This is a genomic window from Gammaproteobacteria bacterium (assembly GCA_015709615.1).
Lineage (GTDB): Bacteria > Pseudomonadota > Gammaproteobacteria > Burkholderiales > Nitrosomonadaceae > Nitrosomonas.
Genome location: CP054179.1, coordinates 2,888,568 through 2,911,688, shown reverse-complemented (window position 1 = coordinate 2,911,688; position 23,121 = coordinate 2,888,568). Strand labels below are relative to the sequence as shown.

At 52.7% G+C, this 23,121-nt stretch carries 20 protein-coding genes and 1 pseudogene; 6 read left to right on the top strand and 15 right to left on the bottom strand.

The genetic code is table 11. The features are described from left to right. Positions 1-7 precede the first annotated feature (7 nt). The gene (locus HRU77_13890; GenBank protein QOJ21676.1) at positions 8-820 is read left to right on the top strand and encodes a transposase family protein; all 813 of its coding nucleotides are present in this window, start codon (positions 8-10) and stop codon (positions 818-820) included. Positions 821-986: 166 nt separating this feature from the next. On the opposite strand, the gene HRU77_13885 is transcribed toward HRU77_13890, so the two are convergent. From HRU77_13885 to HRU77_13870, 4 genes are all read right to left on the bottom strand, one after another. Continuing rightward, entirely contained in the window at positions 987-2,069 is a 1,083-nt protein-coding gene (locus tag HRU77_13885) for a PD40 domain-containing protein (GenBank protein QOJ22195.1), read from the bottom strand. 101 nt (positions 2,070-2,170) lie between these two features. Next, on the bottom strand, positions 2,171-2,989 hold the full coding sequence (locus HRU77_13880) for a metal ABC transporter permease (protein QOJ21675.1): 819 nt from the start codon (positions 2,987-2,989) through the stop codon (positions 2,171-2,173). Beyond that, on the bottom strand, positions 2,983-3,780 hold the full coding sequence (locus HRU77_13875; protein QOJ21674.1) for a metal ABC transporter ATP-binding protein: 798 nt from the start codon (positions 3,778-3,780) through the stop codon (positions 2,983-2,985). The genes HRU77_13880 and HRU77_13875 overlap by 7 nt, the downstream gene beginning before the upstream one ends. Before the next feature lies 1 nt (position 3,781). Beyond that, positions 3,782-4,747 carry a zinc ABC transporter substrate-binding protein gene (locus tag HRU77_13870; GenBank protein ID QOJ21673.1) on the bottom strand — a complete coding sequence of 322 codons (966 nt, stop codon included), beginning with the start codon at positions 4,745-4,747 and terminating at the stop codon, positions 3,782-3,784. A 286-nt stretch (positions 4,748-5,033) separates the two neighbouring features. Here HRU77_13870 and HRU77_13865 point away from each other — a divergent pair, with 286 nt between their 5' ends. Continuing rightward, positions 5,034-7,103 (top strand): TonB-dependent receptor, encoded by a 2,070-nt coding sequence (locus HRU77_13865; protein QOJ21672.1) that lies wholly within the window; start codon positions 5,034-5,036, stop codon positions 7,101-7,103. Positions 7,104-7,196: 93 nt separating this feature from the next. After that, positions 7,197-7,664, top strand: a complete 468-nt coding sequence (gene nikR, locus HRU77_13860) for a nickel-responsive transcriptional regulator NikR (GenBank protein ID QOJ21671.1) — start codon at positions 7,197-7,199, stop codon at positions 7,662-7,664. 73 nt (positions 7,665-7,737) lie between these two features. On the opposite strand, the gene yut is transcribed toward nikR, so the two are convergent. The 9 genes and pseudogenes from yut to HRU77_13815 form a co-directional block, all read right to left on the bottom strand. Next, the gene (yut, locus tag HRU77_13855) at positions 7,738-8,715 is read right to left on the bottom strand and encodes an urea transporter (GenBank protein ID QOJ21670.1); all 978 of its coding nucleotides are present in this window, start codon (positions 8,713-8,715) and stop codon (positions 7,738-7,740) included. A 47-nt stretch (positions 8,716-8,762) separates the two neighbouring features. Further along, the gene (ureG, locus tag HRU77_13850) at positions 8,763-9,401 is read right to left on the bottom strand and encodes an urease accessory protein UreG (protein ID QOJ21669.1); all 639 of its coding nucleotides are present in this window, start codon (positions 9,399-9,401) and stop codon (positions 8,763-8,765) included. An 18-nt stretch (positions 9,402-9,419) separates the two neighbouring features. Continuing rightward, positions 9,420-10,097 carry an urease accessory protein UreF gene (locus HRU77_13845; GenBank protein ID QOJ22194.1) on the bottom strand — a complete coding sequence of 226 codons (678 nt, stop codon included), beginning with the start codon at positions 10,095-10,097 and terminating at the stop codon, positions 9,420-9,422. An 8-nt stretch (positions 10,098-10,105) separates the two neighbouring features. Continuing rightward, positions 10,106-10,633 (bottom strand): urease accessory protein UreE, encoded by a 528-nt coding sequence (gene ureE / locus HRU77_13840; GenBank protein ID QOJ21668.1) that lies wholly within the window; start codon positions 10,631-10,633, stop codon positions 10,106-10,108. Between the two features lie 147 nt (positions 10,634-10,780). Then, on the bottom strand, positions 10,781-12,487 hold the full coding sequence (gene ureC, locus HRU77_13835) for an urease subunit alpha (GenBank protein QOJ21667.1): 1,707 nt from the start codon (positions 12,485-12,487) through the stop codon (positions 10,781-10,783). Between the two features lie 33 nt (positions 12,488-12,520). Next, complete coding sequence (locus HRU77_13830) at positions 12,521-12,829, bottom strand: urease subunit beta (protein ID QOJ22193.1); 309 nt, start codon at positions 12,827-12,829, stop codon at positions 12,521-12,523. Positions 12,830-12,864: 35 nt separating this feature from the next. Next, on the bottom strand, positions 12,865-13,167 hold the full coding sequence (locus HRU77_13825) for an urease subunit gamma (protein ID QOJ21666.1): 303 nt from the start codon (positions 13,165-13,167) through the stop codon (positions 12,865-12,867). Positions 13,168-13,402: 235 nt separating this feature from the next. After that, the gene (locus HRU77_13820) at positions 13,403-14,344 is read right to left on the bottom strand and encodes an urease accessory protein UreD (GenBank protein QOJ22192.1); all 942 of its coding nucleotides are present in this window, start codon (positions 14,342-14,344) and stop codon (positions 13,403-13,405) included. 36 nt (positions 14,345-14,380) lie between these two features. Beyond that, positions 14,381-15,619 (bottom strand): annotated as a pseudogene (locus tag HRU77_13815) (hypothetical protein). A 459-nt stretch (positions 15,620-16,078) separates the two neighbouring features. Between HRU77_13815 and HRU77_13810 the strand changes: the two are divergent. Both HRU77_13810 and HRU77_13805 read left to right on the top strand, forming a co-directional pair. Beyond that, positions 16,079-19,471 (top strand): M20/M25/M40 family metallo-hydrolase, encoded by a 3,393-nt coding sequence (locus tag HRU77_13810; GenBank protein QOJ21665.1) that lies wholly within the window; start codon positions 16,079-16,081, stop codon positions 19,469-19,471. Between the two features lie 160 nt (positions 19,472-19,631). After that, positions 19,632-20,876 carry a DUF4238 domain-containing protein gene (locus HRU77_13805; GenBank protein ID QOJ21664.1) on the top strand — a complete coding sequence of 415 codons (1,245 nt, stop codon included), beginning with the start codon at positions 19,632-19,634 and terminating at the stop codon, positions 20,874-20,876. A 37-nt stretch (positions 20,877-20,913) separates the two neighbouring features. Here HRU77_13805 and HRU77_13800 read toward each other — a convergent pair whose 3' ends face one another. Further along, positions 20,914-21,099: a hypothetical protein gene (locus HRU77_13800; protein QOJ21663.1), complete on the bottom strand. Its 186-nt coding sequence runs from the start codon at positions 21,097-21,099 to the stop codon at positions 20,914-20,916. A gap of 38 nt (positions 21,100-21,137) precedes the next feature. Here HRU77_13800 and HRU77_13795 point away from each other — a divergent pair, with 38 nt between their 5' ends. Further along, positions 21,138-21,338 (top strand): hypothetical protein, encoded by a 201-nt coding sequence (locus HRU77_13795; GenBank protein ID QOJ21662.1) that lies wholly within the window; start codon positions 21,138-21,140, stop codon positions 21,336-21,338. A gap of 118 nt (positions 21,339-21,456) precedes the next feature. On the opposite strand, the gene HRU77_13790 is transcribed toward HRU77_13795, so the two are convergent. Further along, a complete protein-coding gene (locus tag HRU77_13790) occupies positions 21,457-23,091 on the bottom strand; it encodes an efflux transporter outer membrane subunit (protein ID QOJ21661.1) in 1,635 nt (544 codons plus the stop codon). Positions 23,092-23,121 lie beyond the last annotated feature (30 nt).

Here is a 23,121-nt window from a genome sequence, read left to right as displayed (position 1 = left end):
ACTGTAGATGAACATACACAAACGCACTCGTTTAACATTATTGGATCGTCAGGAAATCTGGCGGCTGTATCAAACCCGGCTGTGGAAGGTAGTTCAGCTGGCAGAATACTTTCACGTCAGCCGGCCAACGATTTATGACGTACTGAAACGAGCCAGACTCCAGGAATTTACTCCGCGTAGCAGTACCAATCAGCGCTTCAAGACACTGCAGTATGGCCTCAAACGTTTGGCTAAAGTAGAGCAAACCATCCAGGAACGTCTCAAGCGCGAAGCGAAGCGCTATAACAAATCTTATCCGGGCGAGCTCGTTCACCTCGATACCAAGCGGCTTCCATTATTGAAAGGACAGTCTGCCAATAAACCTCGCGAGTACCTGTTTGTGGCCATCGATGATTTCTCCAGGGAATTGTATGCCGATATCTTCCCCGATAAAACTCAATACAGCGCCGCTTGCTTTCTCATCGCTACTGTTGCCCAATGTCCTTATCAAATCGATTGCACTTATTCCGATAACGGCACGGAATTTAAAGGAACTGACGATCATGCTTTTGTCAAAGTTTGCAGGCAACACGGTATCGGTCAGAAGTTTACTCGTGTCAATCGTCCTCAAACCAACGGGAAAGCTGAGCGGGTCATCCGTACTCTGATGGACATGTGGCACAGTAAGATTCACTTTAAAGACAGCGCCGATCGACGCATTCAGCTTCTCCGTTTCATTAACTTCTACAATACCGTTAAGCCTCATAAGAGTTTGAATAATGCTACCCCTTATGAAATACTCAACGCTTATTTCAATCAACCTCTCTGTAAACAACCCTGAGATTTCTTACAATTTACGGAAACGCTGATTAATTGATTGCACGAGCGAATCGCTTCGTTGCGCGGTACTCACTCCCTCGCCTATCTTGTTGATATGTCTCGGTTGCTGCGTTCCGTGCGCCTATCGCTTCATCTCGTTCGCCGAATTAATCAGCGTTTCCTTACAACTACTTCAACGCAAGACTCTCCAACGCCTTCTGATGATTCCATTTGCCGTGGAATAACAACCCCTTCTTGCCCGGTGTACGGTCGCTGGTCCAGGTGATGTAATTGCCGTCCGGCGTAAACACCGGTAAACCGTCGAAGCCGTCCTTGTCGGTCACACGCACCGGTTCTTTCTGACCGTCGATATCGACGATGTACAGCTCAAAATTGCGGTGGCCGTGCAGATTGGTGGCGAAAATGATGTATTTGCCGGACGGATGATAAAACGGCGCCCAAGACATGGCCTTCAGACGCGTAATCTGCTTTTGATCGCTGCCATCGATATTCATCGTGAAGATTTCCGCTTCCCGGCCGCTTTCCGAAAAACGCCGCCATACGATGCGCTTACCGTCGGGACTGAAGAATGGGCCGCCGTCGTAGCTTTTCGTTTGCGTCAGACGTTTGACGTTGGAGCCGTCGGCGTCCATGATGTAAATATCGATCATCGATGCCGGGTTGGCTTTGAACAGTGCTGCTTCTTCCTCGGTTAATTCGCCGCTGTAAGCGCGGCGGTTGGAAGCAAACGCGATCAATTTGCCGTCCGGCGACCACGACGCCTCGGCATCGTAACCCAAGGTGTTGGTCAGATTTCTGATATGGCCGCCGCTGAAGTCGGTTTCGTAAATATCGTAGTATTCATCGTAATCCCATGCGTACGACTTCTGTTCGCCCGCTTTGCGGCGCTCGATCTCAGCCGCCATTTTGGCTTTGGCTTCCTTGTCGTCATGCGTCGAGGAAAACAGCACTTTCTCCTGCGACGGGTGCACCCATGCGCACGTCGTCTTGCCGCTGCCCGGCGACACCTGCGTCACCGCACCGCTATCGACATTCTTCAAAAAAATCTGGTAAAACGGATTGTCATCCGCCACTTCCGCCTGATAGATCATCCATTTCGAATCGGCCCGGTAATACGCTTCCCCGGCGCGCTTTTCCTTGACGGAAAGTTGCTGCTCATCGGTAATGAAACCGGCGGCATGGACGTTCAATGCCGCCAAAAAAATTAAACCCGGTAAAAACCTGCCGCCGGATCGTACAAACTTCCGCATACCTAAAGATGTTTTCATGTGCAATCAGAATTCCGGTAAAAATTGAATTGAAAATTATAACCGCAGATGGAACCGCCTGTATTCCTAATCTTCCGTTCCGGCTAATGGCTGCGCAGCGGTTTCACCAGCAAGGATAAGCTGAACAACAGCGCACTGAACAAGACTATGGTTGCGCCGGACGCAACATTGAAAATATAGCTTAAATACAGACCGGCCACGCCGGTTATGGCGCCGATGAGCGTTGCATAAACCACCATTTTACTGAAACTGTCCGTCAGCATGCGCGCCGTCATCGCGGGCGCGATCAGAGTCGCGGCGACCATGGTGACACCCGTCACGTTAAGGGAAACGATAATGACCAGCGTGAGCAATAGCGAAAACAGCAATTGCGCCAAGCCGGTGTTAATGCCGAAGATGCGCGCGGCCTCCTGATCGAAGGTGGAAAAAAGCAGTGTCCGATAGGTAAAAAACATCGTGACCGCTGTGAAACATGTGACAAGCGCGATGATCATTAAATCCTGCTCGGTAATACCAAGAATATTGCCGAACAAGGCAGCTTCGAAATTTTGCTTGAAATTACGCAGCTTGCTGATGATCGCCACGCCCAGCGCAAAAATGGCGGTTGTCACAATACCGATAGCGGCATCCGGTTTGATCTTGCTGTTTTGAGTGATTTTATTGATGGCGAGCGCGGCGAATACGCCCAATGCGCAAGCGCCGGCATAAAAATTCAGATTCAGTGTAAACCCGATAACCGCGCCGCCAATCACTGCGTGCGACAATCCATGACCGATATAACTCATGCCGCGCAGCACCACATAGACACCGGTCAAGCCGCCCAACGCGCCGACCATGAGCGCGGCCAGCAAGCCGCGGCGGAAAAAATCATAATCGAACGGTTCGAGAATGTACTCTACCATTTATTGTCATCGGCAAAGTTAAGCGGCGTGCTGTTGGCGATCAAAAGATGCCCCCGGTGCTTGACGATGACAATGTCGCCGCCGTATGTCCGCGTCAGAATTTCGTTGGTGAAAATCTCATGAGGGCGTCCTTGCGCGACCACGCCGCGATTGAAACAAATCACCCACGGCAAATGCGACGCCACCGCGTTCAGATCATGCGTTGTCAATACAATGGTGATGCCTTCGGCATTGATGTCGTTCAGCAAGTGCAATATTTCGTGCTGCGTTCTGATATCGACCCCCGAGGTAGGTTCGTCGAGTATCAGAAGCTTGGGATTGTTGATCAGCGCGCGCGCCAGAAATGCGCGCTGCCGCTGACCGCCCGATAAATTACCGACAGGATGCCGCAAGCAATCCAGAATGCCCAGCCGGTGCGCAATCGCTTGAATTCTGCCGCGCTCCTTTTTACTCAGCCAAGGCCAGATGCGTCCGTTGGTATAAAGCCCCATGGTGATAACTTCTTCAGCGGTCACCGGGAAATGCCCGTCGGTACCGCCGAGCTGCGGCACATAACCGACTGCATTCGGTCTTAACCGGCCGGCCGGCGCATCGTGCAACCGGATACTGCCCGCAATCACCGGATGCACGCCGAGCATGACTTTGAGCAACGTGGTTTTGCCGCAGGCGGTGGGCCCTACAATGCCGGTAAACCGGCCGGCGCCGATTTCCAGTGAAAGGCCTGCGAAGAGTATATTCCGCTCATAACCGGCGGTAACATCGCTCAGTTTAACGGCGGAATCGGGCGGCATGCTAAAACCCGGTATTGCCGGTATCGATCTTCGCCATGCAATCCGGGTTGCCGCCCAGCGCTTCCGTCATGATGGCCACATTTCCGGCCATCATGCCGATGAAAGAATGATGAGGCGGCGCAGGCAATTCATCGTCGGAGAGTTGATCGACGAATTTGACGTTCGCTTCGCGCGCGATTTGCTCCATTATTTTACTGGGAAAAACTTCCGAACCGAAAATCGCGGGCACGCCGGTATCTCTAATTTGCTTGATGATATTCATCACTTCCCGCGGCCCCGGCTCGGCGAAATCGGCAGGCTGCACGGCCGCAATCACGATCATGCCGTAGCGCGGCGCGAAATATGCAAAGGAATCGTGATAAGTGACCAGCTTGCGATTCTCTTCGGGAATGGTCCCGACACAGGCAAAAATCGCCCGATCCAATTCTTGCAGCTTGCCGAGGTAGGTTGCCGCATTCGCCCGGTAAGCCTCCTTATTGCCCGGATCCAAAGCGGCAAGCTGATCGCGGATGATTTCCGCGTACCGCATCGCCAATTCAATATCGAGCCACACATGCGGATTGGGATGACCGTGTTCGCGCGGAAAACTGAAATCATAGCGCCAGTCTTCTTCTTTCAGCGCGCGGTTTCCCAATTGCAAAACCGGTGTTGCCGCCTTCTTGACCTTCTGCGCCAGTTTTAGCGTGGGCAATTCCAGGTCGAGACCGTTCATGATGATCAGATCCGCCGCTTGCAGCGTTTTTATGTCGGAAGGAATCGGTTCGAAGGTATGCGAATCGACGCCATCGGGAACGATACCGGTAACTTTGATATGGACTCCGCCGATGTTCCGCACCATATTGGTAATCGGGGAAACCGTCGCCACGACATTCGGCTTTGCGCGGCCATCCGCGGCAAGCAGCGAATGATGAAAAAAAAGGGCTAATGCGCATAACAGCATTGCCGCGCTGTTCATGAGTATTTTCATAACACACTTGATTTCAATAAAAAAAATTGATCTCATTCTACTTCATCTCCGGCATTTCATTGGTTTGAGCGGATTAATCCGAACTAAAACGCGTATCAATGGCTATAACAATACGTACTGACACTTATTTCGTATGAAGAAAAAATAGTTTATCCTACCAATGTAGGATTTTTCCTTATGTGAATGTAAGAAATTCAATTAGGTGTTAAGTATATAGCTTAGATAAACTTAATCCAAAATACAAAAAATAAAAATATGCACATTGTTAAAAATCTATCCGAAAAAAATGGCGAAACGCGCTGCATCACTATGGTTAGCATTCATAAGCTGCATGCAGCTTCTATTCATCTGGCGGCCGCTGCCCGCAATCGCGGCGGGCGTGCCGACACTAAAAGAAATGATTGTACGCCCCAATTCCCGGGAATTGATCGGCAGCGCCAACTCCGCCAATGAAGGCACGGTGCTCAAGCAGCAACTCGATCTGCGTACCGTTTATCGCCCCGGCGAGTTGCTGGAGACCGTGCCGGGCCTGATCGTGACGCAGCATAGCGGCGAAGGCAAAGCCAACCAGTATTTCTTGCGCGGCTTCAATCTTGATCACGGCACGGATTTACGGATTACCGTCGACGGCATGCTGGTCAACCAGCGCTCGCACGGTCATGGCCAAGGCTGGGCGGACACCAATTTCATTATTCCCGAATTGATCAGCAACATTCAGTACCTGAAAGGCCCCTATTACGCGGAACAAGGCGACTTCTCCTCGGCGGGCGCCGCCAGCCTGGGTTACGTCAATACGCTGCCGAAAGGCATTGCCAGCTATGGTCTGGGGGAACAAGGCTTCATGCGCGGACTGGCGGCGAAATCGCATCAAGCGGGTGGCGGCAATGTTTTGTACGCGCTGGAATTGCTCACCAAAGACGGCCCGTGGATCAAGCACGAGGATTTCAAGAAATTCAACGCGGTGCTGCGCTACAGCCAGGACAACGGCCCTACCAAGTTCAATGTCACGGCGATGGGCTATGGCGGGAAATGGAATTCCACTGACCAGATTCCGCTACGGGCAGTCGCCAGCGGCTTGATTCCCCGGCTTGGCGCCATTGATCCGAGCGACGGCGGCAAGGCGCACCGTTTCAGCCTGTCCGGCGCGCTGGAACATGCCGGCCGCTTCGGTAAAACGCAATTGAATGTGTACACCCTGCATACCAACCTGGCGTTATTCTCGAATTTCACCTATTTCCTGGACGATCCCGTGAACGGCGACCAATTCTCGCAGTTCGATAAGCGCTTTCAGTCGGCGATGAATCTCAATCACGCCTGGGTCAATAAAATCGGCGGTTTCGAGGTTGAAAATACCGTGGGCGTGCAGTTCCAAAACGATATCATCGACAATGGGTTGTTGAGCACCCGGCAGCGCCGGACATTATCGACTACCCGCAAAGATCATATCAATCAGAACAGTATCGGTATTTATTATCAGAACAGCGTCCAGTGGCTGGAAAAATTCCGCAGCGTAGCGGGCGTGCGTTCGGATTTCTACTGGTTTGATGTCAGCAGCAATCTCAGCGCGAATTCGGGCAGCCGTTACGACAGCATGACCAACCCCAAGCTGAGTTTGATTTTCGGGCCTTGGCAGCAAACGGAATTTTATTTTAACTATGGCGGCGGCTTTCATAGCAACGATGCGCGCGGCACCACATCCACCGTCGACCCAAAATCCGGCGATCCGATTCAGCCCGTCAGCCCGCTGGTGCGTTCAACCGGCTATGAAGTTGGCGTGAGAACAGGGATTATTCCAGGCCTGCAAGCATCGTTTGCCTTATTCCGTTTGGATATGGCTTCGGAGCTCCTGTTTGTCGGTGATGCCGGCACGACGGAAGCCACCCGTCCGAGTAAACGGGAGGGATTCGAAGCTTCATTATTCTATAAGCCTAACGATTGGCTGACGGTCGATGTCGATTATGCGCTCGCACGGGCGCGCTTCAGCGATTCCGATCCAGCCGGCGATCATATTCCCGGCGCAATCCGGGGGGTGGGCAAGCTGGCGGTCACCGTTGATAACGCCGGTCCGTTCTTTGGCAATCTGCAAGCCCGTTACTTTGGCAAGCGGCCGCTGATCGAAGATAACAGCGTGCAATCCGATCACATCGTGACGCTGAATGGCCAGGTCGGCTATAAAATCGGCAAGAATGTACGGATGACACTACAAGGCTTTAACTTATTGAATACTCATGCACATACAATCGACTACTATTACACATCCCGGTTGCCAGACGAACCTGCCGCCGGTGTCAGCGATGTGCATTTCCATCCGGTTGAAAGCCGTTCGTTGCGCGTCAATTGGATAGCAAATTTTTAATCGATGCCGTGGCGTGAGTTTACCGGCGTATCAAGGAAACGGCATTTGTCTTCATCAATCATCAGCGATGACAATCGCTAGGGGGGGGTTTTTATGGAACGGTTTACTATTTCAATGGACGATCAACTATTCAAGCAGTTCGATGAAGTTGCTCAGGCGCGCGGCTACTACAACCGCTCCGAAGCGATCCGCGATCTTATCCGCGAGTATCTGGAAACTTCCCGGTTGCAGAAGGACAACAAAGGTTATTGCATCGCCACACTGAGCTATATCTACAATCACCATGAAAGGGACTTGGCCGGTCAGGTGACCTCGGCGCACCACCAGCATCACGACCTGACTTTATCGAGCATGCATGTGCATCTGGATCACGACAACTGCCTCGAAGTCACCATCCTGCGCGGTATCGTCGAAGAAGTCAGGCGTTTCGCCAATCAAGTGATCGCCACCAACGGCGTGCGGCATGGTAAGTTGCACATCGTGCCGATCGAGTTGACTCAAGGCAATCACACGCACTCTACCTCTGCTGGTCCGCATATGCATAGCAAACCGCTGACTTGAGGTAGGAAAAGATCGGAAATAAAACCCCGTTTTAAGAAACGGAGGTTAATTCGAAGTTGTTTTTTGCTGCGTGTCAGTTTTTCCAGTATTTGGATTTACTGGCAGCGAACAGGAACATCCACATGGTCAATACAAATGGAAAGGTCAGTGTCGGCAAACCGATCGGCGCCAGAAAATTCGCCAAACCCGCCTGGCAAATAATGGTCAGAATTCCCGCCAGCAAGGCGAGCAATGCGCTGCCCGCGGTCGGTTTGAGAAACACCCAGCCGACCGCCATCATCGTCAGCACCGGATTGAATGCATACAATCCCATTTCGATAAGCGTTTTGTCCGCACCGAGCATTACCGGTACGACAACGCCGACGATCGCGCCCGATAGCGCCATGACAGCGCCGCGCAAGGAAGTGATCGCTATGCCGGTCAGGAATAAAACACCGACGATGACACTATCGGCAAACATAACTTCGCCGATGCCTTTGGCGACTGCGGTATACCAAGCTTCAATCGCGTCTTTTGAAAAGCTTGCAAATTCCGCCGTGACCACCGCAGCGGTTGCAATGTCAGCAGGAATTGCCGGAGCGGGCAATACCGGACCGCGGGTGAATCCATCGAAAGAATAGACAGCCACCATGAACATCCAGCATGTCAGAACAAACGGTGAAGTAGAAGCCGGGATATTATAGGGTTGCAGGATTCGCATCAAAGCGGCCAGCACCACGGTCGACAATATCGACGCGAGTACCACATAGAGCCAGAGTTGCGGCGTGTGTTCGAGAAACAAAAACAAACAGGGGCCGACCAGGGTGCCATTGAAACCGTACAGTCCGGCATCGATATCGTCTTCCGAAAATCCCAGTACATAAGCCGCGATTGTGCTGCTCACAACGCCCACGGTCGCGGCGAGTCCGGCAGTAATTCCGCCCACGTACAACGCGATTAAAAAAATCAAACCGGTAACCGCGTTGCAGCAGAAAAATACTTGTCCGACACCCCTGAAAATGACGCGCAAAGGCTTGGGTATCGCTTTGTCGATTGAAAGTGACCAATCCATGATGATGAGCTCCTAAGTTTTTTACGGAACAACAGCTGCGGCAAAATTTATCCGCTCGCCTGTTGTTTGACTTCTTCCAGCAATCCTTGTTTTACAATGAAATCGACGATCTGATCCACGCCCTCACCCGTATGCAGATTGGTGAAAACAAACGGCCGCTCGCCGCGCATTTTTTTGGCGTCGCGTGCCATGACGTCCAGATTCGCACCGACGTACGGCGCCAGATCCGTTTTGTTGATCACCAGGAGCGCCGAGCGCGTGATGCCGGGGCCGCCCTTGCGGGGTATTTTTTCACCGGCGGCGACATCGATCACGTAAATCGTCAGATCGGAAAGCTCGGGACTGAAGGTTGAGGCGAGATTGTCACCGCCGGATTCAACCAGGATCAGATCGAGATTGGGAAAATCGGCCGTCATGCGGGCAATCGCTTCGAGGTTGATGGAAGCGTCTTCACGAATCGCCGTATGCGGACACCCGCCCGTTTCCACGCCCATCAAACGCTCTGGAGGCAGCGCATCGGCGCGCAATAAAATTTCCATATCCTCCTTGGTATAAATATCGTTGGTGATGACCGCCATTTCATAGCGGTCGCGCATTTTTTTACTCAAGGCTTCGCACAAAGCCGTTTTGCCCGATCCGACCGGACCGCCGATGCCGACTCGCAGGGGATTTGATGGTTTATTCATGTCGTTCTATCCAAAAAATTATGATCGGTAAATTCTGCTGTATTGCGTTTCATGCTGCATGGACAACAGCGACAATCCCGGCGCCCAATTGGATAACTCATCGTCATCGAGCTGCTGCGCCCGCAGTGCTGCTTTTTCAATCGCGCCGTGCAAGGAAAACAACAAGCTTTGCCCCGATACCTGGCCGAGCGGAACCGATTTAACGCAAACCAGCACTTGATTCTCAACCATCGAGAACAACATGCCGAGCAGCGCCGCCTGATGCGGCACCGCGAGCGCCTCCGCCGCGCAAGCGAAAGCCGTGGGCAGAGGAATTTCGGATTGCCCAGCCAGGATCGCGCGCAATGAATCGTCCGCGATATTCAGATCGGTGACGAGTTTCGCCAAGGAATAACCCATTTGAATGGTTTCCGCGCGGAATTCAGTGGTATCGCGCGCAGCGATAAAGCAGCCGCTCCAATAATGGACACTCGCCGCGTCGCGCTGGGAAAAGGCTTGCAGCAAGCGCCATGCGACAGGCGCTTCAAAGTCCGCGGCAATCGCTAAATATTCGGTGATCCAGGCGCGCGCCGAGCTTTCGTTATGGACAGCGCCTTTTTCAATCGCCGATTCCAAGCCTTGCGAATAGGTATACGCACCCACCGGCAGCGATGGGCTCGCCAACTGCAACAAACGAAGCAATACAGCGGATTGCAAAGTCATGATTAGGATTGCGGATCGGATGGCCGGTGAATCTTCTGCCGGGCCGGGATTGGCGCCAGCGGGCCGTGCGCGTGATAATGCCCGTCGCCATGATGATGGTGCCCGCCCCCGCCGCCATAAGCGCCCGATTCCGGTTCAAATTGTGCATTTTCCTCGGTAACCGTGGCGCCCAGGCCCTCCAGCATTTGTTTCAGGACGCTATCGGTATGAATGCGCAGAAATCCTTCGCCAACTTGCGTTTGCGTATGCCGGTTGCCCAAATGAAAAGCGCAGCGCAATAAATCGTACGGGGTGCGGCAGGTAATCCGGTACGTGGGTTCATGGGCCGCGATGATTTGCACCACCCGGCCATCGGCGCTTTTGAGCAAATCATTATGGCGCAGCACGGTACCGCGCTCGGTAAAAATAGCGACTTCCTCACCGGATTCGAGCGCTGTTCTGAGGCGGCTGTTTTCGCGCATTTCATAAGGCAGAACCAGTTGCGCAAACACCGATTCGGCCCGGTCTATTTTAGTATTCAGCGTAATCATGTGTTGTTATCGTCAGTTAGTGATTATCGATGATCACCGCCATTGCGTTATCGCAATAACGGCGACCCGCGGGCGGAGCAGCTTCCGGATCGGGAAACGAGTTTTAGGGATTGCTCGCGTGGACAATCCGCTCCGCCACCGGTATTCCTAAAATAGAAAATACCGTTGCGCCATCGGCAATACATCTTCCGGTCCGCATGTCAGCAACTGGCCGTCCGCGCGCACTTCGTACGTTTCAGGATCGACTTCCATTCTCGGCGTAGCGCTGTTGTGAATCATGTCTTTCTTGCGCAGATTCCGGGTATTTTTGACTGCGATAATGTTTTTATCCAACCGCAACTGATCGATCAGCCCCTCTTTGAGAGCGGCTTGCGAAGCGAATGTATAGCACGAGGTTTTGATCCCGCCGCCGTATCCGCCGAACATGTAGCGGTAATGCACCGGTTGCGGTGTCGGAATCGATGCATTCGGATCGCCCATCAGCGACGCGGCGATCATACCGCCTTTCAGGATCATCGACGGCTTAACGCCGAAGAATGCCGGTCTCCAAAGGACAAGATCGGCATATTTACCGACTTCGACCGAACCGATGGCGTGCGCAATGCCGTGGGTAATCGCCGGATTGATCGTGTATTTGGCGATGTAACGCTTGACCCGGAAATTGTCGTTTCTTGAGTTGTCTTCCTGCAACGTGCCGCGCTGTATTTTCATTTTATGCGCAGTCTGCCAGGTGCGCAGCACCACTTCGCCGATCCGGCCCATCGCTTGCGAATCCGAGGACATCATCGAAATTGCCCCCATATCGTGCAGAATATCCTCGGCGGCAATCGTTTCCTTACGGATGCGCGATTCGGCAAAAGCCAGATCTTCGGCGATATTGGCGTGCAAGTGATGGCACACCATCAGCATATCCAAGTGCTCATCGAGCGTGTTGACGGTATAAGGACGGGTTGGATTGGTCGATGACGGCAGCACATTGTCGAGTCCCACGACGGCAATGATGTCGGGCGCATGACCGCCGCCCGCGCCTTCGGTATGGAAGGTATGTATCGTGCGGTCTTTCATCGCGGCGATGGTATTTTCCAGATAACCGCCTTCGTTGATCGTGTCGGTATGAATGGCAACCTGCACATCGTATTTGTCCGCGATAGCCAGACAGTTATCGATGGCTGCAAAAGTGGTTCCCCAGTCCTCATGCAATTTCAGCCCGCACGCGCCGGCCAGCACCTGTTCCTGCAGCGGCGTCGGCAGACTGGCGTTGCCCTTGCCGAAGAATCCGGTATTCATCACCAATCCGTCGGAGGCTCTGAGCATCGAATGAATGTGCCAAGGACCGGGCGTACAGGTGGTGGCGGCTGTGCCAACCGCGGGCCCGGTACCGCCGCCCAGCATGGTGGTAATGCCGTTCATCATCGCGTCTTCGGCTTGCTGCGGAGAAATGAAGTGGATGTGCGTATCCACGCCGCCGGCGGTCACAATCAAATTTTCACCGGCGATGATCTCGGTCGCCGCACCGATGGCCATCGTTACATTGGGCTGGATATCGGGATTCCCGGCTTTGCCGATATTGGCGATTTTGCCGTTCTTGATGCCGATGTCCGCTTTGACGATTCCCCAATGATCGATAATGATCGCATTGGTGATCACGGTATCCATGACGTCCGCATGACTGCGCTGCGATTGCCCCATGCCGTCGCGGATCACTTTTCCGCCGCCGAATTTTACTTCCTCGCCATAGGTGGTGAAGTCTCTTTCAATTTCGATGAAAAGTTCGGTATCGGCCAGACGGACACGGTCGCCGGTTGTCGGCCCCATCATTTCCGCATAGGTTTGGCGGGAAATTTTTACACTCATTTTGTTACTCCTGTAAAGTCGTTGCGAACCAAACTATTTCAGTTTGCCCATCACTTTCTGATTGAATCCATACACGATCCGGTCACCCGCGAGCTCGACCAGCTCGACAGTTCTCTCTTGCCCGGGCTCGAAGCGGATGGCCGTGCCCGCCATGATATTCAGGCGCATGCCATACGCCGCGTCGCGGTCAAATTTCATAGCGGAGTTGACTTCGTAAAAATGAAAGTGGGAACCGATCTGGATCGGGCGATCCCCGCCATTGGAAACGGTCAGGGTTTTGGTTTTTCTGCCGACATTCAGCTCGATCTCGCCCGCCTCGGTAAACACTTCGCCTGGAATCATGGGTACTCTCATGGCATTCTCCTATTGCTTATTCGTTAAATGATCGGATTGTGCACGGTGACCAGCTTGGTTCCGTCGGGAAATGTCGCTTCCACCTGAATATCCGGAATCATTTCGGGCACGCCTTCCATCACATCCGTGCGTGTCAATACTCTTTGTCCCGCCGCCATCAGCTCCGCCACCGTGCGGCCATCCCGGGCGCCCTCCAAAACGGCGCAGGTAATCAGCGCAACCGCTTCCGGGTAATTGAGCCTTAAGCCACGGGCCTTGCGCCGCTCAGCCAGCAATCCGGCGGTGAAAATCTGCAGTTTGTCTTTCTCTCTCGGTGTTAAGTCCATCGCTTTTCTCCTGGGTAAAGTTACATTTACAACTAAGGCCGCGGCCGTATCCGAAGCCAAGAAAACTCTGAAAAACTACTGCGCTCGGTCATGCTGTACTGAAATCAGACTCAAAATGCTCATTTACACCTCGCAAACTGCGCTTTTTCGCCTGATTCCGCCTTGCCTGACCTTCGCTCGCTACCTTTTTCAGAGCTTCCTCAAATAAAAATCTTACCGGCGGCGCCAGCGTCAATCATGTATTCCACATCCTGGGAACAATCGCGGGGCGGCCGAGAATTTCCGGACGGAACAACCCCCACGCGCGCAGCATGATATGCCGCGCCGCCTCGCTCGAATGGCCCAGATAACGAACCACGATAATCGATTTGAGTTGCGAAATACCGACCTGGCCGGAATCACCGGCGATTGCCGCGGATTCTTCGCGCGCCACATCGATCAATGCCTGCGGTACCGGTTTTCCCGTCGCCAGAAGCGTGGCGCACACCGGCTTGCCCGACAAGGCGAGCGGGCCGTGCATGGCGCCGCTCTCGCCTTGCAGTCGTATCTGCTCCAGCCAAATCATCGTGCCGTTGCGGCGGATACTGGTACGCTGCTTGACCTGGCCGCTATTGAACGTCTCTCCCGAAGCCGTGCGTCCGAAGCACAATATTTCGCACCCCACGTAAGCGGCGTCATTTTCCAGTATCACTTGGTGATCGATGCTGACATTGGCGTTGTTGAAAAAAATAGTTTCTTGCGGCACCCATTCGAGGGCTGCGCCTTGACCGGCGCTGAGCATGATTTTCTGCTGTGAAGTATGGCCGTTGGCTTTGTACCACTTGGCTGCGCCGGGTGTCGTGATCTGCACCTTTGCAGCCGCGCCGACATGCGCCGAGATTTCCAGTTGATCGCCGCCGACCACGCCCCCAGGCGGATGAATGATGACGGTATGACAAACTTCCCGGCCTTCCGGATAGAGCGGTTTCTGCACCAGCAGCGGACCGAAATGATCGCGCGCCACCAGACGGGAAGCACCGTCAATGTGTGCAAACTCCAGCGCCAATTTTGCGTGCAGCGGCTTATCGCAGCTAATCCCAGGCTGCGGCAAAACCTCGCGCAGCGATTCGCGGCCGCTCACGACCGTCAAATTCTGCTGCTGAATGGATGACTCTTCTGAAGCGGTGGATAACGGCATGCGCATGATCATTTACCGAACATATTTTTCCGGAATCTAAATCTGCAATTGGAAAGAAATTTTAAATACGTCGAGCGCCTGCCCTGTTACGCCCGGTGCGTAATTCAAACCTTTCATGAGCAGGTCGCCGTGCTGATAATAGGCGGAAACGCGTGCATTAAAGCCGTCGATAATATAGTTCAGACCCGCTTCGATCTCTTCCCGGTTGCTGCTGCGGTTCGGTTGAATACTGGTAAACCGGCCGTAGGGTTGAAAATGCCCGATGCCGACTTTGGTTGGAAACATATAAAGACCGGTGACCGTCCACGATTTACCGTCAAACATGCAAAAACAATCCTTATCGCTGAATGCAGCGGTCGAGTAATTGGCATAGAACTGCTTGTATTCGGCGTTGGTGGTAAAAACACCCAGGTTTCTGGGCAGCACTTTCTCAAACAATAAATCCCCGGTAAAACCGAGAAAATCGCTGCGATGCGCGAGCGATCCGGCGCCATTTTTCTGATACGACATGCCGAACGCCATTGCCAAAATGTCTCCCGCTTTACCGTAATACGTGCTGGAGGTGTAATAACCCGGATTCTTCTCCGGATTCAGGAAATTATAAGTGACACGGGCAGCTGTCAGCACCGAGCCGCCTTGATTGGGGCCTGCGGTATTCGTCGATTCCAATCCGCGGTAAACGCCCATGGCGTAGCCCAGCGTTCCCGGCACGATCTTCGGCTCCAGATTCCCCCAGAAAGTCACACCATCGTCACGGCCATAACGCCCGGCGCCGCCGTTACCGAATTTGGTGCTGAAGTCCTGTGAAAAGAACGGCGTCTTGAAAGCATCGTGGGTCGCCTGGAAAAAGGGGCCGCTTAATTCGCCCCGTTCGGTCGGCACCAGCATACGGCCGCCCCAAATATTGAAATAACGGTTGTATTCGAATTTTGCGATGGCATCGAGCACGTTGTAGGACATTCGGGGGTTATCCCCGGCGCTAGTATTGTTACAGAAGAAACAATCGGTATTGACTTCGAACTTGAGATGTTCGTTGAACTGGCCGTTCAAATAAATACGCGCATTATCGTTACTGTAGTTGCCGCCGTTCAAATTGCCGTTAAGATTCTCCGTCCATAATCCAGAGCCCCGATAGCCCGCGCCCAGCTTGATCCATCGCGTTTCGCTGGATTGCACTTTTAATTTATCGGAGATGGGCTTCATCGACACATCCATCGCAGAAGCTTGAAATGCCGCGAAGTAGAAAATACCGGATAGCATGGAAAGCAGAAAAAAATTCGCTCTTTGGGCTTTTGTCTGCAAATTGTCAGTGTCTATCTTCATACCGCTACTTTCCTATAATCGTTTATCAAAACGGACGGCTGGTTAACAATCAAGGCACGCAAAACTCACAGCCGCTCATTCTATTTCAGTTTTTTAGCCGGCCGGATTTGTAATATTTTTGCCCATTTTTTATGAATTTTAGTGGCGTATCGGTTCAATCCCGTTACGAACAGGCGCTGCCTTAGTTCAAGAGAAATCATGTAATTCCAGCGGGTTAACCGGAAAAATCCTGCGATTCTTCCGCGTACCGTCAACCCCGGGAACAATAAAAACCGGCGCTTTGCATCAGCGCCTTTTCGCTGCGCTTATCCAGCCTGCCTCAAAAACATAGGATGTTTGATATGATGCTAATCGCCGGGCGAATCGCGCGATCCTCGGCAATCACTAGAATCCGTTAAACCCATCTAAAAAATGCAAAAATCATTAAAACTCGCTGCCTGCTTAATTTTCACCGTTTTCTTGTTCCATAGCCTGCTTGCCGCCGCAAGCAACCAAACATTTCAGCACCGCATGGAAATCCGGTTATCGCCGGATACTTCGGAAATCCGGGTCAAAGACCGGATTCAAATCCCGGATCACATGCGCAATGCCAAAGAGCCTGTGCAGCTTGATTTCTATTTGCACGCCGGACTGGCGATCAGCGGTGTGCAGGATGCCACGCTCGAAGCGGATACCAACGAAGTTGCGCTGAAATCCCGGCCGATTTCGATCCGGCATTACACGGTGACTGTACCGCCGGGGCAGGATGTCTTCACGCTGCAATATGGCGGCCAGATCCATCACGCGGTGCAAGGGCCGGGGCAGGAATATTCGCGCAGTTTCGGTTCCACGCCGGGCGTGATTTCGCCGGAAGGGGTGTTTCTGGCGAGCGCCAGCGCGTGGTATCCGCATTTTGGCGATGCGCTGGTGTCGTTCCAGTTGGACATTCAGGTACCATCCGGCTGGGATGTGGTAAGTCAAGGATCGCTCGTGCGCGAGAACGGCGCCAGTGAAACGCAGCATGTCGTCTGGGAAGAACAGCAGCCGCAGGACGATATCTATCTGATCGCCGCGAAATTCCAGCGCTATACGCAATCCGCCGGTGCGGTGAATGCGATGGTGTATTTGCGCAGCGCCGATCAGCCACTGGCGCAGAAGTACCTCGACGCCACCGCACAATACATCGCGATGTACAACAAGTTGATCGGCCCCTACCCCTACAGCAAATTCGCGCTGGTCGAGAATTTCTGGGAAACCGGTTACGGCATGCCGTCGTTCACGCTGCTCGGCTCGAAGGTGATCCGCCTGCCGTTCATTTTGCATTCGTCTTACCCGCACGAAATTCTGCACAACTACTGGGGCAACGGCGTATTCGTCGATTACGCCAAAGGCAACTGGGCGGAAGGCTTGACCGCTTACCTCGCCGACCATTTGGTCAATGAGCAGCGCGGCAAAGGCGAGGAATACCGCCGCGATGTATTGCAGAAATATGCCGATTTTGTCGGCAAGGAAAAGGATTTCCCAGTCACCCGCTTCGTGTCGCGCCACAGCGCCAGTTCGGAAGCGGTCGGTTACGGCAAAACCATGATGTTTTTCCACATGCTGCGGCAGGAGCTCGGCGACGATGCATTCACTAAAGCGCTGCGGCGGTTTTATCAGCAATTCAAATTCCAGCAAGCGACGTTCGCCGATTTGCTCGCCACGTTCAACACCAGCACCGGAAAGGATCTGACGCAACGCTTCGAACAATGGGTGCATCGCACCGGCGCGCCGGATCTGGTGCTGCGCAGCGCGGAAACCGAGCGCACGGCGGATGGATTCAAACTCACGCTCGCCGTCGAGCAAACCCAGCCGGGCGAACCGTACCGTTTACACGTGCCGGTCGCCGTCACGCTGGAAGGCGAGGACATGGCGGTGGAATCACAAATCGTCATCGAGCAAACCAAACAAACGGTCGAGATGACATTCGCCAACCGCCCGGTGCGTATCGATCTCGATCCGCATTTCGACGTATTCCGCCGCCTGGATAGCCGCGAGATTCCCTCGGCGCTATCGCAAGGTTTCGGCGCGGAAAAACCGCTGCTGATTCTGCCTGCGCGCGAGCAAAAAGCCGTGCTGGAGGCCTACCGCGCATTGGCGGCCAATTGGCAAAGAACCCAAGCCAGTCCGCTGGAAATCGTCACCGACGAGCAACTAAAAACGTTACCGGAAGACCGCGCCGTGTGGATTCTGGGCTGGCAAAACCGGTTTGCGGACAACATTTTGCAAAATCTTTCCAACCGCGATGTCTCGTATCGATCCGGCCAATTGCAGCTCAACCATAAACGCTATCCGCAGAACGGCCACGCCGTGGTGTTAAGCGCGCGGCAATCCGCCAATCCCGATAAGACGCTGCTGTGGGCCGCCGCCGGTACCGTTCAAGCCGTGGCCGAACTCGCCAACAAACTGCCGCATTACCGCAAATACAGTTACCTGGTATTCAAAGGCGATGAATTGATCAATATCGACAAAGGCCAATGGCCGGTTCTGCAATCGCCGCTATCACAGCCGGTGCGGCAAAAAGACGGCTACGCGCTTGATGCCGCGCTCACGGCGCATGCCGGCATCACCAAGCCGCGCCGCGCGCTGGCGGAACTACCACCGGTTTTTTCCGAAAGCCGCATGATGGCGGATATCACGCACCTGGCGCACGAATCGTTCAAAGGCCGCGAGCTCGGCACACCGGAACTGGACGAAGCGGCCACCTACATCGCCAAGCAATTCCAGCAAATCGGCCTACTGCCTGGCGGTGACGACAACAGCTATTTCCAGACTTGGCAACAGGATGTTGGCCTGCCGAAAGGCAATATCACGCTGCGCAATGTCGTCGGCATCCTGCCCGGCACCAACCCGCAACTCGCCGGGCAAAGCCTGGTGATCGGCGCGCATTACGACCACCTCGGCACCGGCTGGCCGGACGTGCGCGCCGCGCATCAAGGCAAAATTCATCACGGCGCGGACGACAACGCCAGCGGCATCGCCGTGATGCTGGAACTCGCCCGGCAGATCGTGCCGAAATGGCAGCCGGAGCGCACCATCATTTTCACCGCATTCACCGGCGAAGAAGCGAATTTACTCGGCTCCACGCATTATGTCCGCAGCAACGGTCGATTCCCGGTTGAAAAAGTCATCGCGATGTTGAATCTGGACACCGTCGGACGGCTGGAAAACAACCCGGTCACCGTGTTCGGCACCGGCACCGCACGTGAACTGGTACACATTTTCCGCGGCGCGAACTTCGTCACCGGAATTGCGGTCAACGCGGTGCAAGACGACTTCGGCTCCAGCGACCAAGCCGCATTCATCCAGGCTGGCGTGCCCGCCATCCAACTGTTCGCCAGCGCGCACGAGGACTACCACGCCCCTGGCGACACCGCCGACAAAATCGACACCGCCGGGTTGGTCAAAGTCGCCGCGATCCTGAAAGAAGCCACCGAATACCTCGCCAACCGCATCGAACCGCTGACGGTCACGCTATCGTCAGCCCCCGCTCCCGCCGAATCCGCCGCACCGAAGGAAAAACGCAAAACCAGCCTCGGCACCGTCCCAGACTTTGCCTATCAAGGTGAAGGTGTGCGCATCGACAACACCCTCCCCGGCTCCCCGGCGCAACAAGCCGGACTGCAACCAGGCGACATTCTGCTTCAACTGGCCGGACAACCGGTTAGCGATTTGGCGTCGTATGCAGGGATTTTGCGGTCGTTGAAAGCAGGGGAAAAGGTCGAGTTACGATTTAAAAGGAATGATGAAATTAAAGTAGCTGAAGTGGTTTTGGTGGAGCGCTAGCATTATTCAATTTATTAATTAATATTAGAAACAGGATGATAGATAATATTCTCTGTGATTACACAACATCATCGACGGAATTATTGGACACAATGACTTATATATTACGTTGGGTATAGGTAGGAGTCAGGTTGGATACGATTAACGAAGAGCAGACACAGTGACGCTGTACCGCAATAACCATTACGTCCCTGTTTGGTACCAAGAGCGATTCATTCCACTAGGGAATGAAGAGAAAAAGTTTTGGTACCACGACTTAAAGCCAGAAACTGTGGTTTCAAATGGTCGTCCTTATAAACGCAAAGCGCTGCTTAGATGGGGGCCAAAGAAATGCTTTTGCCAAGATGACTTATATACGACGAAATATGGCCAATGGTTGTCAACCGAAATTGAGGAAAAGTTCTTTGGTCCAGTTGATGCATTTGCGCGCCCTGCGCTCGACTATTTCTCTAATTTTTCGCACCCAAGCGCGGAAGGAGATTTGTTTCATCGATTCCTTCTTTACATGAGCATTCAGAAGCTCCGAACACCAAAAGGCCTAGCCTATTTAGCCAATCTTACAAGACAGATTGACAAAAACGCAGTTCTTTTTGAACTTCAACGATTGCAGAAGATTTTTTGCGCCATTTGGACTGAGTGCGTATGGAGCATCGCAGATGCTTCCCAATCTGAGACCAAGTTCATACTTTCAGACCACCCTGTCACGGTCTACAACCAAGGATGTTTCCCTTTATCTGAGTGGTGTAGAGACTATCGGGATCCAGATATTTGGCTCAGTGGAACCCACACACTTTTTCCGCTAACGATAGACAAGATTCTCGTCCTTACAAACCTTTCGTGGGTACGCTATCCCTACGGAAATCCGACGAAGCATCGACCAAATTCAAACCCATTCCGTGCAGCAATGTTTAAATTTACCGGCATCCAAGTCGGACGATCGCTATCCGACCAAGAGGTCACAGCTATCAACTACATCATTAAGTCACGTGCGTACCGATACATTGCAGCGTCAGAAAAATCATGGCTTTTTCCTGAGGATAAGCTGAAGGCTCCTAGATGGGATTCCTTCGGACGGAACTATCTATTGATGCCAGACCCAAGGTCTGTCAGCTTCTCCGGTGAGATCATCATCGGATACAAGGACAAGAGGACTGACTCCTTCGATGTATACGGGCGAAAGCCTTGGCATAGCAATTACGACGATAAGGCTCAGCATGATCGGGAGTGGGAAACGTTTCACGCTTTTCAAGGCGAGTTCGCCCGACTATTTGGGCCGAGGCGTCGCGGGCTATCCTTTGAGACTCATCGGCTAACCCCAGAGGTGGATAGTGATGAATATCATGCGTATCACTTGGGTCTCGAGCAGAAGTTCAAGAAACATCGATACAAATCGCGGCGCACATAGGTTATCGACCACACAACGCAACGGGTCTCGTTTTTTCCTAATAAGCAAACTGTTCGAGCGGACGTGGGTGTTGCGCGACATCGAGCGGCGTTTCCCGCGCAGCCTTGGTAATCTTTTCCACGTGTTTAGTCACAGGGTCGATCATTGCATTTGTTTCATGAATGATGGTGAAATACCGATCCCCGTGTTTGAACAAACGGGCGATGGCCGTAATATTCTTCATGAAATTTATTATCACCAGTTATTAAAGAGCGCTACGGAATGAAAGTTACACTGAAAACAACGCCTTCCAAAGAAAGCCAAGTAATCCTGGATTCGCTGCAAAAAGCCGTAACACAAGCACTTGAAAGGAAACGCCGCTTGGGTCAGTACGCCGTGGTCTGCCGAGACGGTAAGCCAGTGATGATTGGCGAGGATGCGCCGAAGGTATCAGAAAACCCTGTCAATCGACCGACCAAGTAACCATCCAAGTAGCGCAACCGTGAAAAGCAACCGATACCCCTGTACTCGTCAGAACCGGCTTGCTTGCAGCGCCATTACCTAACTTAGTTCAAAGGAAACAACTCCAAAGCTTCTGCGCTTAAGGCGATTTACGTACTTTTAGGTACGAGGATTCAACTGAGGGTTTTGTTAAATTATTGTTTTTGTTGTTTCGATCAGCAGGATTCGCATCGACGTCAATCTCTCCGGCTGGCACTGGCTTATCAAGATCAGTATATTGCAATACGCCAAAGGGTTGAATTTCGTTGTCGGCGGGTAATTGATCGCGATTCCAGCCTCCTCCAAGCGCACGAATAAGCGCCACCGATGCTTTCAGTAGATCAGTCTTGATTTGTACAGAATCGATACTTGCCGTCAGCGTACCGAGTTGGGAATAAATGAGTTCAAGACTGGACGCCAAAGCGCCCTTATAGAGTTCCATGGTAAGGTTTTGTGTTTTACGCGCAGCTTCGACGGCGGCATCCTGCCGCTCGGCAGCAATAGTTATCCAATGAGTCTGGGTCAGGTTATTCTCAACTTCGCGAAAGGCGTTCAGTACGGTCGAGCGATATAAATTTTCTGTCTCGCGATAGACCGACCATGATTGTTGTAACTGCGCCCGACGGTACCCACCCTGGAAAAGTGGAATGGAAAAAGAGGAACCATAAGCCCAGAAACTGTTAGCCAAGCTAAGCAGATTGAGTCCGGAATCCTCGAGTCCTCCCCCAAGCCGGAAGGATACGTTTGGAAAAAAAGCGGCGCGTGCAATTCCAATGGTGCGGTTAGCTTGTGCCATCCGGCGCTCCATAGCGGCAATATCGGGCCGGCGTTCAAGCAAAGTAGATGGAACTGTCTGTGGAAGGCTAAAATTCGCGGTAAGGAGGTTATCTACCGGTTCGAGTTTAAAACTAGCCGGGGCAAGATTAAGGAGAATTGCAATAGCCTGTTCCATTACTTTGCGTTCACCATGCATCAGAGCTAATTTTGACTCGGTAGCGTACAACAGAGACTCAGCACGCGCTACGTCGAGAGCAGAAGCGATCTTGCCTTCGAACTGAGTCTCTACAACAGTTAATGAATAGTTATAAAGGTCGATCGACTGTTTGTAAATCGCGATTTGTGCATCCAATCCACGCAGTGTGAAATAATTCGATGCAATTTCCGCCTGCAGAATAAGGCGTGCCAGTCCATAATCGGCCGCGCGTTCCTCAGCACGATAGATTTTGGCTTGTGCGGCATTCCGGAGTTTCGACCAGAAATCCGGTTCCCAAGATGCGATTCCATCCATCAGAACTTGAGTATCGCTGTCAGGTTCTCCGGGAGCACGGAAGAGGGTATGATCGGATTGTCTGTTATTGCTGCCACCAAACCCAAAGCCCATTTGGGGGAAATATCGAGATCGTGCCTTCATCATTGCATTACGTGCTTGAACAAACCGTTCGGCTGCAGCATGCAAGTCTGGATTGGCTGCCATCGCCTGTTCTACGAGACTGTCAAGAATTGGATCGTCATATAGTTTCCACCAGTCGGGCCGGAGTACATCATCCGACGGATTAGCTTTAACGAAAGAACTCGTTCCCTCCCAAGAATCCGGAACAACGAATTGAGGTTCTTGATATTTGGGCGAAAGATCAAATGCAGGAAAAGTATTGCAAGCCGCCAGACTAACTGCCAGAAATAAGAAACTACCAAATCTTACGCCGAGACGACAGAGGTTTGAAAATATGGTTTCCATTTTTACACCGCAAGTCAGTTATAGTCAGAT